The 14832-nt window shown below is 60.7% G+C and carries 14 protein-coding genes; 8 read left to right on the top strand and 6 right to left on the bottom strand.

Annotated elements, in window-relative coordinates:
• Positions 1 to 21 precede the first annotated feature (21 nt).
• Positions 22 to 696, top strand: coding sequence for a heavy metal response regulator transcription factor (locus HAQ05_RS09130; protein WP_190419635.1), 675 nt, complete (start codon positions 22 to 24; stop codon positions 694 to 696).
• Entirely contained in the window at positions 693 to 2090 is a 1398-nt protein-coding gene (locus tag HAQ05_RS09135; RefSeq protein WP_190419637.1) for a heavy metal sensor histidine kinase, read from the top strand. The genes HAQ05_RS09130 and HAQ05_RS09135 overlap by 4 nt, the downstream gene beginning before the upstream one ends.
• Positions 2091 to 2102: 12 nt before the next feature.
• Here the strand turns inward: HAQ05_RS09135 and HAQ05_RS09140 are convergent, their stop codons facing one another.
• The 3 genes from HAQ05_RS09140 to HAQ05_RS09150 all read right to left on the bottom strand — a co-directional run bounded on the left by HAQ05_RS09140 (position 2103) and on the right by HAQ05_RS09150 (position 3176).
• Positions 2103 to 2405: a DUF1652 domain-containing protein gene (locus HAQ05_RS09140; RefSeq protein WP_190419639.1), complete on the bottom strand. Its 303-nt coding sequence runs from the start codon at positions 2403 to 2405 to the stop codon at positions 2103 to 2105.
• Between the two features lie 280 nt (positions 2406 to 2685).
• The gene (locus HAQ05_RS09145; protein ID WP_190419805.1) at positions 2686 to 2850 is read right to left on the bottom strand and encodes a hypothetical protein; all 165 of its coding nucleotides are present in this window, start codon (positions 2848 to 2850) and stop codon (positions 2686 to 2688) included.
• Between the two features lie 20 nt (positions 2851 to 2870).
• Positions 2871 to 3176 carry a DUF1883 domain-containing protein gene (locus tag HAQ05_RS09150; protein ID WP_190419640.1) on the bottom strand — a complete coding sequence of 102 codons (306 nt, stop codon included), beginning with the start codon at positions 3174 to 3176 and terminating at the stop codon, positions 2871 to 2873.
• Between the two features lie 124 nt (positions 3177 to 3300).
• On the opposite strand from HAQ05_RS09150, the gene HAQ05_RS09155 reads away from it, so the two are divergent.
• The 3 genes from HAQ05_RS09155 to gorA all read left to right on the top strand — a co-directional run bounded on the left by HAQ05_RS09155 (position 3301) and on the right by gorA (position 6084).
• A complete protein-coding gene (locus HAQ05_RS09155; RefSeq protein WP_190419642.1) occupies positions 3301 to 3654 on the top strand; it encodes a hypothetical protein in 354 nt (117 codons plus the stop codon).
• A 163-nt stretch (positions 3655 to 3817) separates the two neighbouring features.
• The gene (gene galU / locus HAQ05_RS09160; RefSeq protein ID WP_190419644.1) at positions 3818 to 4654 is read left to right on the top strand and encodes a UTP--glucose-1-phosphate uridylyltransferase GalU; all 837 of its coding nucleotides are present in this window, start codon (positions 3818 to 3820) and stop codon (positions 4652 to 4654) included.
• Positions 4655 to 4725: 71 nt separating this feature from the next.
• Positions 4726 to 6084 carry a glutathione-disulfide reductase gene (gorA, locus tag HAQ05_RS09165; RefSeq protein WP_190419646.1) on the top strand — a complete coding sequence of 453 codons (1359 nt, stop codon included), beginning with the start codon at positions 4726 to 4728 and terminating at the stop codon, positions 6082 to 6084.
• Here the strand turns inward: gorA and HAQ05_RS09170 are convergent.
• Both HAQ05_RS09170 and HAQ05_RS09175 read right to left on the bottom strand, forming a co-directional pair.
• Positions 6071 to 6727 carry a response regulator gene (locus tag HAQ05_RS09170; RefSeq protein ID WP_190419647.1) on the bottom strand — a complete coding sequence of 219 codons (657 nt, stop codon included), beginning with the start codon at positions 6725 to 6727 and terminating at the stop codon, positions 6071 to 6073. The two genes, gorA and HAQ05_RS09170, sit on opposite strands and share 14 nt — an antisense overlap.
• On the bottom strand, positions 6657 to 7007 hold the full coding sequence (locus tag HAQ05_RS09175; RefSeq protein WP_190419649.1) for a helix-turn-helix domain-containing protein: 351 nt from the start codon (positions 7005 to 7007) through the stop codon (positions 6657 to 6659). Before HAQ05_RS09175 ends, HAQ05_RS09170 begins: the two co-directional genes overlap by 71 nt.
• A 374-nt stretch (positions 7008 to 7381) precedes the next feature.
• Here HAQ05_RS09175 and ahpC point away from each other — a divergent pair, with 374 nt between their 5' ends.
• The 3 genes from ahpC (at position 7382) to cptA (ending at position 11915) form a co-directional block, all read left to right on the top strand.
• On the top strand, positions 7382 to 7945 hold the full coding sequence (ahpC, locus tag HAQ05_RS09180; RefSeq protein ID WP_190419651.1) for an alkyl hydroperoxide reductase subunit C: 564 nt from the start codon (positions 7382 to 7384) through the stop codon (positions 7943 to 7945).
• Between the two features lie 113 nt (positions 7946 to 8058).
• Positions 8059 to 9621 (top strand): alkyl hydroperoxide reductase subunit F, encoded by a 1563-nt coding sequence (gene ahpF / locus HAQ05_RS09185; RefSeq protein WP_190419653.1) that lies wholly within the window; start codon positions 8059 to 8061, stop codon positions 9619 to 9621.
• Between the two features lie 569 nt (positions 9622 to 10190).
• Positions 10191 to 11915 (top strand): phosphoethanolamine transferase CptA, encoded by a 1725-nt coding sequence (cptA, locus tag HAQ05_RS09190; protein ID WP_190419655.1) that lies wholly within the window; start codon positions 10191 to 10193, stop codon positions 11913 to 11915.
• A 174-nt stretch (positions 11916 to 12089) separates the two neighbouring features.
• Here cptA and acnB read toward each other — a convergent pair whose 3' ends face one another.
• A complete protein-coding gene (gene acnB, locus HAQ05_RS09195; protein ID WP_190419656.1) occupies positions 12090 to 14690 on the bottom strand; it encodes a bifunctional aconitate hydratase 2/2-methylisocitrate dehydratase in 2601 nt (866 codons plus the stop codon).
• Between the last annotated feature and the right edge of the window lie 142 nt (positions 14691 to 14832).

The raw sequence follows: 14832 nt of genomic DNA on the forward strand, positions 1-14832 counted from the left end.
CGAGGTTTGGGCCTTGCCGCCATGAGAATCCTGATCATAGAAGACGAAGTAAAAAGTGCCGCGTATCTTAGCGCCGGCTTGACCGAAGCGGGATACGTGGTCGACCACGCGGGCAATGGCATCGATGGCTTGCACATGGCCCGGGAATCGCACTACGACCTTATACTGCTCGATGTGATGTTGCCGGAAATGGACGGCTGGACGGTCATGGAAAAACTGGCCAGCCACCCGCGGCCGCCGGTACTGTTCCTCAGCGCCCGCAGCACCTTGGAAGACCGCCTCAAAGGCCTTGGCCTGGGCGCGGACGAATACCTGGTAAAGCCCTTTTCGTTCGCCGAGCTATTGGCGAGGGTGCGCATCATCCTGCGCCGCGGCCATTTGCAGCGCCCCGTCGAAAGGCTGGAAATAGGCGACATGCAGGTGGACGTGCCGAAACGCCGTGTGGTGCGGGCGGGGCAGCGCCTTACGCTGACCAACAAGGAGTTCACGCTGCTGATGTGTTTCATGCAGCGCCGCGACGAAGTGCTGTCGCGCAGCCTGCTGGCCTCGTTGGTCTGGGACATGAATTTCGACAGTGACACCAATGTCGTCGACGTGGCCGTACGGCGATTACGCCAGAAAATAGACGACCCCTTCACGGCCAAACTGATTCATACCGTCCATGGCGTGGGCTATCGGTTCGAGTATGAAGCATGAGCCGCCTATCCCTGACGCTGCGTTTGGCGATACTGCTCGCCTGTTTCGCCTTCGGTGCCATGGCGACGTTAGGCGCCGCGTTATACTTCGGGCTCAAGGCCCAGCTTTCGTTGCGCGATGACGCCGCGCTGGTCACCCGTGTCGACCAGATACGCACGCTGCTTCAAGACAGCGACGCTCGCGAGCTGATCCGTGATAAACCACGCCTGTTCGAAAACATGCTGGGCAATTCCGAGTCCCTGCTGGTGGTGCGGGCGGGCAGCGGTGCGGCGCTGATCACCGTCAACCCCGGCCAGCGCAGTATTCCCGAGGTCCAGCCCATAAGCGCCGATGCAGCGCTGAAATTGGACGATGTCCGGCACGGGCAGGCGGCAGACGGCACACCCTTTATCTACATGGGCGCCAACGTTCGCATAGCGGGTGGCCAGCCGCCCCTACAGGTGATTTCTGGGCGCCTGCTCTCCGAGCGTACACGCATACTTACCGATTACCGAAACAGCATCCTCGCCTTCTGCACCGTGACCTCCGCCCTGATCGCCTTGCTCGCTTTCTTCCTGGCACAACGAAGCATGGCCCCTTTGCGCAGGCTCACGGAGCAAACCGCGGCCATCAGCGTCGGCACGTTGTCCAGCCGCATCGATCAGCACAGGGCACCGGCCGAGCTGAATGCGGCCATCATCCAGTTCAATGCCATGCTGGACCGACTCGAACGCGGGTTCACCCACCTCAAACAGGTCAGCGCGGATATGGCCCACGAGCTGCGCACCCCGATAGGCAATATGTTGGGCCAAATAGAAGTCGGGCTGGGAAAACCCAGAAACATGGACTATTACCAGCACCTCGCCGGGTCCAACTACGAAGAACTTCAGCGCCTGTCGAATATGATCGACAATATGCTGTTCCTGGCACGTACAGAACATGCCGAGGAGGCTATCGAGCGCACCGATGTGGATATTGCCGATGAATTTCGTAGGGTTGGTAGTTATTTCGAGGATGTAACGCAGGAGCGCGGCGTCAGCTTGGCGTGGTCCGGCAGCGGCACGCTGTGCGCCGATGTAACGCTGTTTCGGCGGGCCCTGGCGAACCTTGTTGCCAATGCGGTACGGCATGCGCAGCCAGGCAGCGAAATCCTGATGCTGGCCAGCGATGAGGATGTGCACACTGCCGTGCAAGTGCGTAATGTGGGCGAAACCATCGACCCGTCTCAGATCGGCAAGCTGTTCGATCGCTTTTATCGCGTGGACACCTCCCGGCAACGGTCGTCCGAGAGAAGCGGGTTGGGGCTGTCGATCGTGGCGTCGATCATGCAGATACACGGCGGCCGTTGCCACGTCGCCAGCGCCGAGGGCGTCACCGTGTTCAGTTTGTTGTTCCCACGCCGTCAGGCCGCTTGACCCCAGCCGGTATTACCCGCAAGCGGCCAAGCGCTGGGGGGGCACGAAGGCGTCCAGCTCTGCCTCTACCGCCTCGATGATCAACTCCACGTCGCTGGCATTCATGACTGTGGCGCACGGAATACCGGCGATGGCGATCAGGGTTTGCCCGCTGTCGCGGTCGAACAACCGCGCAACCATACTGCCAGGGGCATCCATGGTCGCTTCCAGGCCGATAGGGTGAAAGTGCCAGCGCATGACTTGGCACGCATTGGGGAAGGTCATCTTGTGCACGCTGCCCTCCTCGCGAAACCGTTGTGGGTAGAGTTTCAACATAGCACCGGGGGCGCGCCCAAGCGGCAGATTTTTCCGATATCTGAGCTAAATGTTAGATCCGTTTGATCTTGATCAGTACGCCTTTGTTGGCCGGCTAGGGCATTGGCGTCATCTGCCGTGGCGTCTCAGGCGTCAGCTGCACACTGTCGGCTGTGCCTTTTGCCGGCGGGCTGGGTTGCAGCGTCTCGCCACGGGCCTGCTATGCCCGCTCATGGTGCCTTGCACGGCGGCAACATTCACGCGTCAATGCTCGTGCGAACCTCCGAAACACCACACTGCACTAGAGGGCCCGGCTGACGCGGATATGCTCGATGGCATCAGCCTCGCTTTCGCCGTGTAATGCCAGCAAGGCGGCCAGGGCTTCTGCTGGGGTGCCGTTTTGCAGTTGTGCGTAATCCCAGCGGCGCTGGCCATTGAGGGTGTAATGGATCACATACTTGGTCACGGCCATAGTCTCGGGCAGGGTCAACTGAACGAAGAAGTGGAACGGCGAACGATCTTGATACTGTGCTTGAAGGCGGTCTTCTTCAACGCTTGGTCACGTGGGCGCGGGCCGGCGGTGTCGACGGTGATGTTCCAGTAGCCAGTACTGGGTACACTGATGCGCGCCGGGAAACGATCGAACGCCCCGCCGTGGTAGGTGTGCCGGCCGCCATTGCGAAAGGCGCGAAAGTTGGCGTCGTTCATCAGGCGGATGTTGCAGCGCTGGGAGCATTCGATCACAACGACGTCATCTTCGCTCAAGTGCTCGCGCTGGTGTACGAATTTCATGGGGGCTCCGTAAAACATGGGGTCTGCCGGCGGGTACCATATCACAGCGGCCATGCGTGCGCCCGCTGAACAAACGGCCAGTGATAGGGTCATAGTGCTTTTATCTTTTGGAGGACCGCTCTCAATGAAGGTTGTATGGCTCGCGTTGTTAGCGCTGACCCTGGGAGGCTGTGCCAGTGTGTCGGACATCGAGCAATCCCACGAAACCATGGACGTGATATCTGGCAAGACGCCCAAGGAGTACTCCGCTTGCTTGGCCCAGCGCCTGGAAGGCAGCCGCGCCCCGCTGATGATCGAGGAATACAAAAGCGGCTATCGGGTGATCGTGCCGCAAAAGCTGTCGTCCAAACCGGACGCGGTGATACTGGTCAGCGACCGCTCCGGGGGTAGCGCGATCAAGGTCCACGAAAGCATGAACAACCTGCCATTGCGCTCGCACACGGTGCGCAATGCTGCCACGGCGTGCATTTCCGGGTGACGGCCCGGTGATGGAACTTAACCACTGCGCGCTACCTCTACTGCAACAGTTCGGCGCTGCTGTGCCCTTTGCACACCGCCACTGTCGCCCCCATTGTAACGGCGGGCTGGCCTGATTAGACTTCGCCGATACGTAGGCCCGCCCTTGAATTAAAGGACACTTCATGATCAAGAAATGCTTGTTCCCGGCAGCCGGTTACGGCACGCGCTTCCTGCCGGCCACCAAAGCCATGCCCAAGGAAATGCTGCCGGTGGTTAACAAGCCGCTGATTCAATACGGCGTCGAAGAGGCGCTGGAAGCCGGTTTGAATGGCATCGCCATCGTCACCGGCCGCGGCAAACGCGCGTTGGAAGACCACTTCGACATCAGCTACGAGTTGGAAACCCAGATCCGCAACACCGACAAGGAAAAATACCTGGTCGGCATTCGCAAGCTGCTCGATAATTGCACCTTTTCCTACACTCGCCAGATCGAAATGAAAGGCCTGGGCCACGCCATTCTCAGTGGTCGCCCGCTGATCGGCGACGAGCCATTTGCCGTGGTATTGGCCGATGACCTGTGTGTGAACCTCGACGGGGACGGTGTGCTGCAGCAAATGGTCAAGCTGTACAACCAGTTTCGCTGTTCGATCGTTGCGATCCAGGAAGTCGACCCGCAAGAAACCAACAAGTACGGCGTGATTGCCGGCGAGATGATCCGCGACGACATCTACCGGGTGAACACCATGGTCGAAAAGCCCAAGCCTGAAGATGCCCCGTCGAACCTGGCCATTATCGGGCGCTACATCCTCACGCCAGACATTTTCAAGTTGATCGAAGACACCGAGCCGGGCAAGGGTGGTGAAATCCAGATCACCGATGCGTTGATGAAACAAGCCAAGGATGGTTGCGTGTTGGCCTACAAATTCAAAGGCCAACGCTTCGATTGTGGTAGCGCTGAAGGCTACATCGACGCCACCAACTTCTGTTTCGAGAATTTCTACCAGAAGGGCCAGCACTGAGCCATCGGCGCAGGCCTTGACGAACGCCGCTATCCTCACCCGATAGCGGCGTTTTCGTATGTGGAGGGTACATGCAATACGATTTTGATCTGTTCGTCATCGGCGCAGGCTCCGGTGGCGTGCGGGCTGCACGCTTCGCGGCGGGCTTCGGTGCGCGCGTGGGCATCGCCGAAAGCCGTTATTTGGGGGGCACTTGCGTAAACGTTGGGTGCGTGCCGAAAAAACTGCTGGTTTACGGCGCCCATTACCGCGAAGACTTCGCGCACGCGGCCAGTTTCGGTTGGCACCTGGACAAGCCGCGTTTCGATTGGCAAGCCCTGATCGCCAATAAGAATGCCGAGATCGAGCGGCTCAATGGTATTTACCGTACGCTGCTGACCAATGCTGGCGTGCGATTGCTCGAAGGCCATGCGAAGATCCTTGGCCCGCACCGGCTGGAAGTGGCCGGGCAAACCTTCAGTGCCGAGCGACTGCTCATTGCCACCGGCGGCTGGCCGCAAATGCCCGACATCCCTGGCAAGGAACACGCGATCAGTTCCAACGAGGCGTTTTTCCTTGAGCAATTGCCCAAGCGGGTCATCGTCGTGGGGGGCGGCTACATCGCCGTCGAATTCGCCGGTATCTTCCATGGCTTGGGCGCACAAACGTCGTTGGTGTACCGGCGCGATCTGTTCCTGCGCGGTTTCGATGGCAGCGTGCGCACCCACCTGCGCGATGAGTTGAGCAAAAAGGGTATGGACCTTCAGTTCAACACCAACATCGCGCGTATCGACCGCCAGGCTGATGGCACCCTTAATGTCACCTTCGAGGGCGGCCGCACCCAGGCCACCGATTGCGTGTTCTATGCCACCGGCCGGCGGCCGTACCTGGACAACCTGGGCCTGGAAAACACCGCCGTCACCCTGGACGAGCGCGGCTTTATCGAAGTGGACGACCAATACCAAACCCGTGAGCCGTCGATCCTGGCCCTGGGGGACGTGATCGGCAAGGTGCAACTCACCCCCGTGGCCACCGCGCAGGGCATGGCCGTGGCGCGCCGCCTGTTCAAGCCTGAAGAATACCGCCCGGTGGATTACGCACACATTCCTACGGCCGTGTTCAGCCAGCCGTCCATTGGCACCGTGGGCCTTACCGAAGAGCAGGCGCGGGAGCAGGGCCATGCCATCAACGTATTCGAAACCACGTTCCGGCCCATGAAGCTTACCCTCACCAGCGATCAGGAGCGCGTCCTGATGAAGCTGGTGGTAGACCGTACTACCGACCGGGTGCTAGGTTGCCATATGGTCGGCCCGGAAGCTGGCGAGATCGTGCAAGGGCTGGCGGTCGCGCTCAAGGCCGGGGCCACCAAGCATGTGTTCGATGAAACCATCGGCGTGCACCCCACGTCCGCCGAAGAGTTCGTGACGTTGCGCAGCGTCACCCGGCAATGAGTTCGCGCGGCGGGTGGTGGTAAATCAGTGCGTCTGGGCGCAACCCAAGCTTCTCGAAGGCGTTGCGCCGTTGCACGATCACCGATTTTTCGCTGCGGCCCAGGCGCTGGGCGATCTGCCGTACCGGCAGGCCGTGGCGGGCGAGGTCCATCACCTGTTTTTCACGCTCAGTTAACACAGTGGTGCCTTCCTGCGCCCACGCCGCTTTATGCAGGTAACGCTGTGCCAGTACGTTTTGCACATCCGAGCATAGGTAGCGGCGCCCAGCAGCCACGCGCAGGGCGGCCAAGCGCAGGGCTTCGGGCGTTGCCTGCTTACTGATCACCCCAGCGACGCCGGTGGCCAACACCGCCCCAAGGGTGCATGCCTCGCGCAGCGCTGTGAGGACCAAGATGGGCAATTGGCTGAACTGCTGGCGTAACCGGGCCAGCATGGGCACACCGTCGGGTTGTTGCCCTCCCGGCATGGAAAAATCCGTGATCAGCAGGTCGAAGCGCTGCCGGCCCAACGTGTGGAACAGGGCGTCTGTGCCGTTCACACAGGCCCTGACACGTAGCCGCTCGCGGCTTGCCTCATTCAAAGCTTGAGTTATTCCGGCCAACGTCACCCGGTGGTCGTCGGCCAGTAAAATGTAAATCGTCATGGTCGATGTGCTCGTGGTCCTTGGCCAGGTGGAAAGGTGGCTCGATCAGCACCAGGCCCTCGCTGGCCATGATGGCGACAATGTAAGTGGTCGAGGCAATGCCGAACTTCGCATGCAGGTTGTTGATGTGAAAATTCACGGTAGAGGTCGCGCAGTGAAGCAGCATCGCGATTTCACTGGCGGTTTTGCCGTGGCAGCACCAGAACAATACCTGGCGTTCGCGTGTAGTCAGATCCTCGAAAATTGCACAAGCATGGAACGACTCGCCGTGCTGTCCCATTTCATACCTCCTTGTTGTTGTGAGCGTATGTCATGGTTATAAAGCCTCGCCTTGCCTGCGTAACCTGTAAGATATGACAGGCGTGCCGAGCTTAACCCGCCACGCCGCGCTGACGTATCGGAATCAGCTGCGATAAACGTCAGAAAAATCAACTGGTCATGGCGCAGGGGCGGCGAGCCTTGCGGGGTTGGCGGCGGTGAAAATGTTCATTCGTCGCCGAATGGTTGCCTCGCTTTGACATTGACCGGGTGTGGATGATAGGCAAAAGCAATAGCGCGCATACGCATTGCCAATGAGCGTTAAGCGGCGCCAGTAGTTAGCATACTTTCCATCGCGACACAGTTCGCACCTCAAACCACCAAGGAGCCTTACCGATGCCTCTGATCAATAGCCAAGTCAAGCCGTTCAAAGCAACCGCTTTCCATAATGGCAAGTTCATTGACGTGACCGAAGCAGACCTGAAGGGCAAATGGTCTGTGGTGTTTTTCTACCCCGCCGACTTCACCTTCGTGTGCCCCACCGAGCTGGGCGACCTGGCCGACCGTTACGAAGAGTTCCAGGCCCTGGGCGTGGAGATCTATGGTGTGTCCACCGACACCCACTTCACCCATAAAGCCTGGCACGACACCTCCGACACCATCAGCAAAATCCAGTACCCGCTGATCGGCGACCCGACCCAGGTTCTTTCGCGCAACTTCGACGTGCTGATCGAAGAGGCCGGCCTGGCTGACCGCGGTACCTTCGTGATCAACCCTGAAGGCCAGATCAAGATCGTTGAAATCAACGACGGCGGTGTGGGCCGCGACGCTTCCGAGCTGCTGCGCAAGGTCAAGGCTGCCCAGTACGTGGCCAGCCACCCGGGTGAAGTATGCCCAGCCAAATGGAAAGAAGGCGATGCCACCCTGGCGCCGTCGCTGGACCTGGTCGGTAAGATCTAATAATGCCCGGCCTGGCGGCGTCTGACCGCTAGCTATTACGCCGCCCACCTGAACGCCCGGGCGCTATCGCCTGGGCGTTTTTGTTTTCGAATACCTGAAATGGAACCACCGTCATGCTCGACGCCAATCTTAAATCCCAGTTGAAAGCCTACCTGGAGCGGGTCACCCAACCGATCGAGATCGTCGCCAGCCTCGACGATGGTGCCAAGTCCCAGGAACTGCTCGGCCTGCTGCGCGATATCCAGGGCCTGTCGTCGCTGATCACCTTGCGCGATGACGGCACCGACGCACGCAAGCCGTCCTTCTCGTTAAACCGCCCCGGCGCCGATATCAGCCTGCGTTTTGCCGGTATCCCGTTGGGCCATGAATTCACCTCCTTGGTGTTGGCATTGCTGCAAGTGGGCGGCCACCCCTCCAAGGAGAGCCCAGACACCCTGGCGCAAATCGCTGCGCTGCAGGGTAACTTCGTGTTCGAAACCTACTTCTCGTTGTCATGCCAAAACTGCCCGGACGTGGTACAGGCGTTGAACCTGATGGCTGTGCTCAACCCCAACGTGAAACACGTGGCCATCGACGGCGCACTGTTTCAGGAAGAGGTCGATGCTCGCCAAGTGATGGCCGTGCCCAGTGTGTACCTGAACGGTGAACCCTTCGGCCAAGGCCGCATGGGCGTCGAAGAAATCCTCGCCAAGGTCGACGCCAGCGCCAGCACGCGGCAGGCCGAAAAACTCAATGCCCAGGCCCCGTTCGATGTGCTGGTGATCGGCGGTGGCCCCGCCGGTGCCGCGGCAGCCATTTATGCTGCACGCAAGGGGATCCGTACCGGCGTGGCGGCTGAACGCTTTGGCGGCCAGGTGCTCGACACCTTGGCCATCGAAAACTTCATCTCGGTCAAGGAAACCGAAGGGCCGAAGCTAGCCAGCGCGCTGGAAGAGCACGTTAAGCAGTACGACGTCGACATCATGAACCTGCAGCGCGCCGAACAGTTGATTCCCGGGCGCGACGGTGCGTTGCACGAAGTGCGTTTTGCGGGTGGTGCCTCGCTCAAGGCCAAGGCGCTGATCATTGCCACGGGTGCTCGCTGGCGCGAAATGAACGTGCCGGGCGAACAAAAATACCGCAACCACGGCGTGGCGTATTGCCCACACTGCGACGGCCCACTGTTCAAGGGCAAACGTGTCGCAGTGATCGGTGGCGGTAACTCTGGGGTCGAGGCGGCCATCGACTTGGCGGGTATCGTCAGCCACGTGACCCTGCTGGAATTCGACAGCAAGCTGCGCGCCGACGCTGTGCTGCAGCGCAAGCTGGGCAGCCTGCCGAACGTCACCGTGATCACTGAAGCACTGACCACCGAAGTGACAGGTGACGGCCGCAAAGTCAACGGGCTGAGCTACAAGGACCGCCAGAGCGGCGATACTCGGCATATCGAACTCGAAGGCATCTTCGTGCAGATTGGCTTGCTGCCCAACAGCGATTGGCTCAAGGGCGCCATCGAACTCTCGCCACGGGGCGAGGTGATGGTCGATGCGCGCGGTGAAACCGACCTGCCGGGAATCTTCGCGGCCGGTGACGTGACCACCACGCCGTACAAACAGATCATCATCGCCATGGGCGAAGGCGCCAAGGCGTCGCTGGCCGCGTTCGACCACCTGATCCGCACGTCTGCGCCAGAATAGCCGGTGGCCTGTGTTTTCCCACGCGCGCTATAGCCAATATCCTACAAAACGGCGCAGCGATATCGACTGTTGCGGCCCAGGGCATAGCCGTAATCTACACCCATCCAACGGCGCCAAGGAACAGGCGCCGCCGGTCACGGAAGACCGACCATTGGCCTGGAAGGCCGCCAACAGGATGTTGAATGGTTTGGAACAGAACCCGCTTCGGCGGGTTTTTTTACGTCCTCTGGGGGACGCGCCCTCCAGGCGCCCCGGGCCTGAACCTGCTCGCGCCGAACAGTGTCGTCGGTAGGCAGCAGAAAACGTGTGCAAGGGCCAACCCTATGGGGCTTGCTGGCTGGCGCCCACTTGCCAGCACATTGGCAAAGCGCCGCGCCACCCTGTGCGGCGCTTGGATGCCTCCCTACAGCCGCCGATGCCCTACACCGCGGGCCGAGCGGTTAAACAGAATCTCCTCGAAATTTTGACAAAAAAAACACGTCCGCGAGATTACGGTGCCTCACCGTTTTTACTCCAGGCATCGCGCCGAGCCCCCTGGGTGGCCGACGCAGGCCGCTTTTGGACGCCCAATGACCACGTTTACCCCTAAAGCCCCCCCTCACCGCCCTTTCGACTGGAAGGGTTTAGCTTGGCTGTTCCTGTTTTTCTGGTACTTCTCCGGCGTGACCCAAACGCTGATACAGCTTACCGGTACCACCGGGTTCGCTGGGTTTCGCGATGCGTTGCTGCTCAGCGCCCTGTGGCTGATACCGGTGCTGTTGTTTCCTGCACGCACGCGGTCGATTGCCGGCGTGCTGGGCGCCATTTTGTTTCTCTGCTCGCTGCTGAGCTTGGGTTACTTTTTGATTTACCAGCAAGAGTTCTCCCAGAGCGTAATCTTCGTTCTTTTCGAATCGAACGATGCCGAAGCGGGCGAGTACCTTAGCCAGTATTTCGCTTGGTGGATGGTCCCGGCGTTCCTGTTCTACGCCGCCGGCGCGGCGCTGTTGTGGACCCGGGTACGCCCCGTTTACTTGTCTGCGACCAAGGCCACGGTGGTGAGCCTGGCGCTGCTGTTGGGGCTAGTGGCCCTGCCCCTGTACAAGAAGGTGCAACGCACTGGCAATTTCGATGCGGGCCTGGAAAGTTTCCAAGACCGCATCGAGCCCGCCGTGCCATGGCAACTGCTGATCGGCTACCAAAACTACCGCGAGCAATTGAACGGCATGCAGGCCATGCTGGCGGCGAACGCCAAGGTGCCGCCGCTCAGCCACCTCACCGACAGCATCGCCGGGCTGCCGGCCACGTTGGTGTTGGTCATTGGCGAGTCGACCAACCGTGGGCATATGAGCCTGTACGGTTACCCCCGTAACACCACGCCGAACCTGGACCAGATGCGCGACCAGCTCAGCGTGTTCAATAACGTTGTCAGCCCGCGCCCCTACACCATCGAATCGCTGCAACAGGTGTTGACCTTCGCCGATGAGCAACACCCGGACTTATTCCTGACAACCCCGACGATCGTCGACGTTATGAAGCAGGCGGGCTACAAGACCTGGTGGATCACCAACCAGCAAACCCTGACCAAGCGCAATACCATGCTCACCACCTTCTCGCAGCAGGCCGACGAGCAGATCTACCTCAACAACAACCGCAATCAAAACGCCGCACAGTACGACGGCGACGTGCTGAAACCGTTCGACAAGGTGTTGGCCGATAGCGCGCCGCGCAAACTGATCGTGATTCACCTGCTGGGTACCCACGTCAATTACAACTACCGCTACCCGCAGGAGTTCGCTAAGTTCAGCGGCCGTGACGGCACCCCGCCCGGCCTGAGCGACGAGCAATTGGCGACCTACAACAGCTACGACAATGCGGTGCTCTACAACGATTTCGTGGTGTCGAGCATCATCAAGCAGTTTGCCGCGACCGACCCCAACGGTTTTTTACTGTACCTGTCGGACCATGGCGAGGACGTATACGACTCCGGTGCCCACAACAATCTGGGGCGTAACGAAGGGCGGCCGACGGCGCCGATGTACACCATCCCCTTCATGGCGTGGGCTTCGCCGAAATGGCGCGCTACCCACCCCTGGAACTTCACCGCGGCCCTCGACCGCCCCTACAGCAGTTCGAGCCTGATCCACACCTGGGCGGATATGGCCGGGCTGGCTTTCGATGAGCACGATGCATCCAAAAGCCTGGTCAGCTCGGCATTCGTCCCGCGTACACGTTGGATCGGTGATCCGTATCAGCCCAAGACGCTGAGCGATTTCGACCAGTTGGGGAAAAATAGGGCCCGGAGAGGGCAGTGAGGCTAATGGTCTTATAGCGAGCAGGCGTTTGTGCCTATTGATACCGATATAGCTAGGCGAGCTTCGCGCGAGGCAGCAGGGTCTGCGTTGAAGGAAAATAGGCGCCCGCACACAAAAAACCCGCCAGCAGTCCCTTGGCCTGCAGGCGGGTTTTTTGCTACCGCGCAATAAAGCTTACGCTTCTACCACCGGGATCTTCGCGTTAGCCGCCGCATTGCGGAAGTCGGCTATCTGGTCGAAGCTCAGGTAGCGATAAACATCGGCAGCCATGCTATCGATATTCTTCGCGTACTCCATGTACTCCCCGACCGTGGGCAGCCTGCCGATGATCGACGCGACGGCGGCCAATTCGGCGGAGGCGAGGTATACGTTGGCACCGTCGCCCAGGCGGTTGGGGAAGTTACGGGTTGAGGTAGACACCACGGTGGCGTTGGGCGCTACTCGTGCCTGGTTACCCATGCACAACGAGCAGCCCGGCATTTCCATGCGTGCGCCGGCCTTGCCGTAGATGCCGTAATAGCCTTCCTCGGTGAGCTGATGCTGGTCCATCTTGGTGGGCGGTGACAGCCACAGGCGGGTCGGGATGGCGCCCTTGACCTTATCGAGTAGCTTGCCCGCGGCGCGGAAGTGGCCGATGTTGGTCATGCACGAGCCAATGAACACTTCGTCGATCTTGTCGCCGGCCACGGTGGACAGCAGGCGCGCGTCGTCCGGGTCGTTCGGTGCGCACAGCACCGGTTCAGTGACGGTGGCCAGGTCGATTTCGATGATTTCGGCGTATTCGGCGTCGGCATCGGCGCTTAGCAGTTGCGGGTTGGCCAGCCAGGCTTCCATCGCTTGGGCGCGGCGCTCCAGGGTGCGGGCATCGCCGTAGCCTTCGCTGATCATCCAGCGCAGCAGGGTAACGTTCGAGCGCAAGTACTCGGCAATGGCTTTTTCCGGCAGCTTGATGGTGCAACCGGCGGCCGAGCGCTCAGCCGAAGCATCGGACAGCTCGAAGGCTTGCTCGACGGTCAACGCGTCGAGGCCTTCGATTTCGAGGATGCGGCCGGAGAAGATGTTCTTCTTGCCTTTTTTCTCGACGGTCAGCAGGCCCTTCTGGATGGCGAAGTAAGGGATCGCATGGACCAGGTCACGCAGGGTGATGCCCGGTTGCAATTTGCCCTTGAAGCGCACCAGTACCGATTCGGGCATGTCCAGTGGCATCACCCCGGTGGCGGCGGCAAAGGCCACCAGGCCGGAGCCTGCCGGGAACGAGATACCGATCGGGAAGCGGGTGTGGGAGTCGCCGCCGGTGCCCACGGTGTCGGGCAGCAGCATGCGGTTCAGCCAGCTGTGGATGATGCCATCGCCCGGGCGCAACGACACGCCGCCACGGGTGCGGATGAAGTCTGGCAGGGTGTGGTGGGTGGTCACGTCGATCGGCTTGGGATACGCCGCGGTGTGGCAGAACGATTGCATTACCAGGTCTGCCGAGAAGCCCAAGCAGGCGAGGTCTTTGAGCTCGTCGCGGGTCATCGGGCCGGTGGTGTCCTGGGAACCGACGGTGGTCATCTTCGGCTCGCAGTAGGTGCCGGGGCGCACGCCATCGACGCCGCAGGCCTTGCCCACCATTTTCTGCGCCAGCGTATAGCCCTTGCCGGTGTCGACCGGGGCCTCGGGCAGCTTGAACAGGTTGGCTGGGCCCAGGCCCAATTCGGCACGGGCCTTGTCGGTCAGGCCACGGCCGACGATCAGCGGGATACGGCCGCCGGCGCGCACTTCGTCGAGCAACACGGGGGTTTTCAGCTCGAAGGTGGTGATCACTTCATCGGTGCCGTGCTTGCACACCTTGCCGGCCAGCGGGTAAACGTCGATCACATCGCCCATTTCGAGGTTCGACACGTCGAACTCGATCGGCAGGGCGCCGGCGTCTTCCATGGTGTTGTAGAAAATCGGTGCGATCTTGGTGCCGAAGCAGAAGCCGCCGGCGCGTTTGTTCGGCACGTAGGGGATGTCGTCGCCGAAGAACCACAGCACCGAGTTAGTGGCCGATTTACGCGACGAGCCGGTACCGACTACGTCGCCAACATAGGCCACCGGGAAGCCCTTGGCCTTGACCGCTTCGATTTGCTTGAGTGGGCCAACGCTGCCGGGCTGATCGGGGTCGATGCCATCGCGCGCCATCTTCAACATGGCCAGGGCGTGCAGCGGAATGTCCGGCCGCGACCAGGCATCGGGGGCAGGCGAGAGGTCGTCGGTGTTGGTTTCGCCCGGCACCTTGAAGACGGTCAGGCTGTATTTCTCGGCAATCGCCGGGCGCTTGGTGAACCACTCGCCGGCAGCCCAGGATTCCAGCACCGCCTTGGCTGCGGCGTTGCCGGCCTTGGCTTTTTCGGCCACATCGTGGAAGGCATCGAACATCAGCAGGGTGTGCTTGAGTTGTTCGGCGGCGACGCCGGCGAGTTCCGCGTCATCGAGCAATTCGACCAGGGTGGCGATGTTGTAGCCGCCCTGCATGGTGCCCAGCAGTTCGGTGGCGCGCTTGCGGTCGATCAGGGGAGAGCTCGCCTCGCCCTTGGCCAGGGCGGACAGGAACCCGGCCTTGACGTAGGCGGCTTCGTCGACGCCTGGCGGAACCCGATCGGTGATCAGTTCCAGAAGAAAGGCTTCTTCGCCGGCGGGCGGGGTTTTCAGCAGTTCGACCAGGCCAGCGGTTTGTTCGGCGTTTAATGGCTGGGGAACGATTCCCAGCGCGGCCCGCTCTTCGACGTGTTTACGGTAGGCTTCAAGCACAGTTTTACCCTCATCAGTGGTCCCGGGGGACGCTCATCCAGTGAAATACCACCCTCTGCACACCACGGCGTCATGGGCCGGTCGGCCAGGGGGATGGCACTCCATACGGAAGCTGCTTTCAAAGTTTTACGCCGCAGAACGT

The sequence above is a fragment of the Pseudomonas typographi genome, from assembly GCF_014694385.1.
GTDB lineage: Bacteria > Pseudomonadota > Gammaproteobacteria > Pseudomonadales > Pseudomonadaceae > Aquipseudomonas > Aquipseudomonas typographi.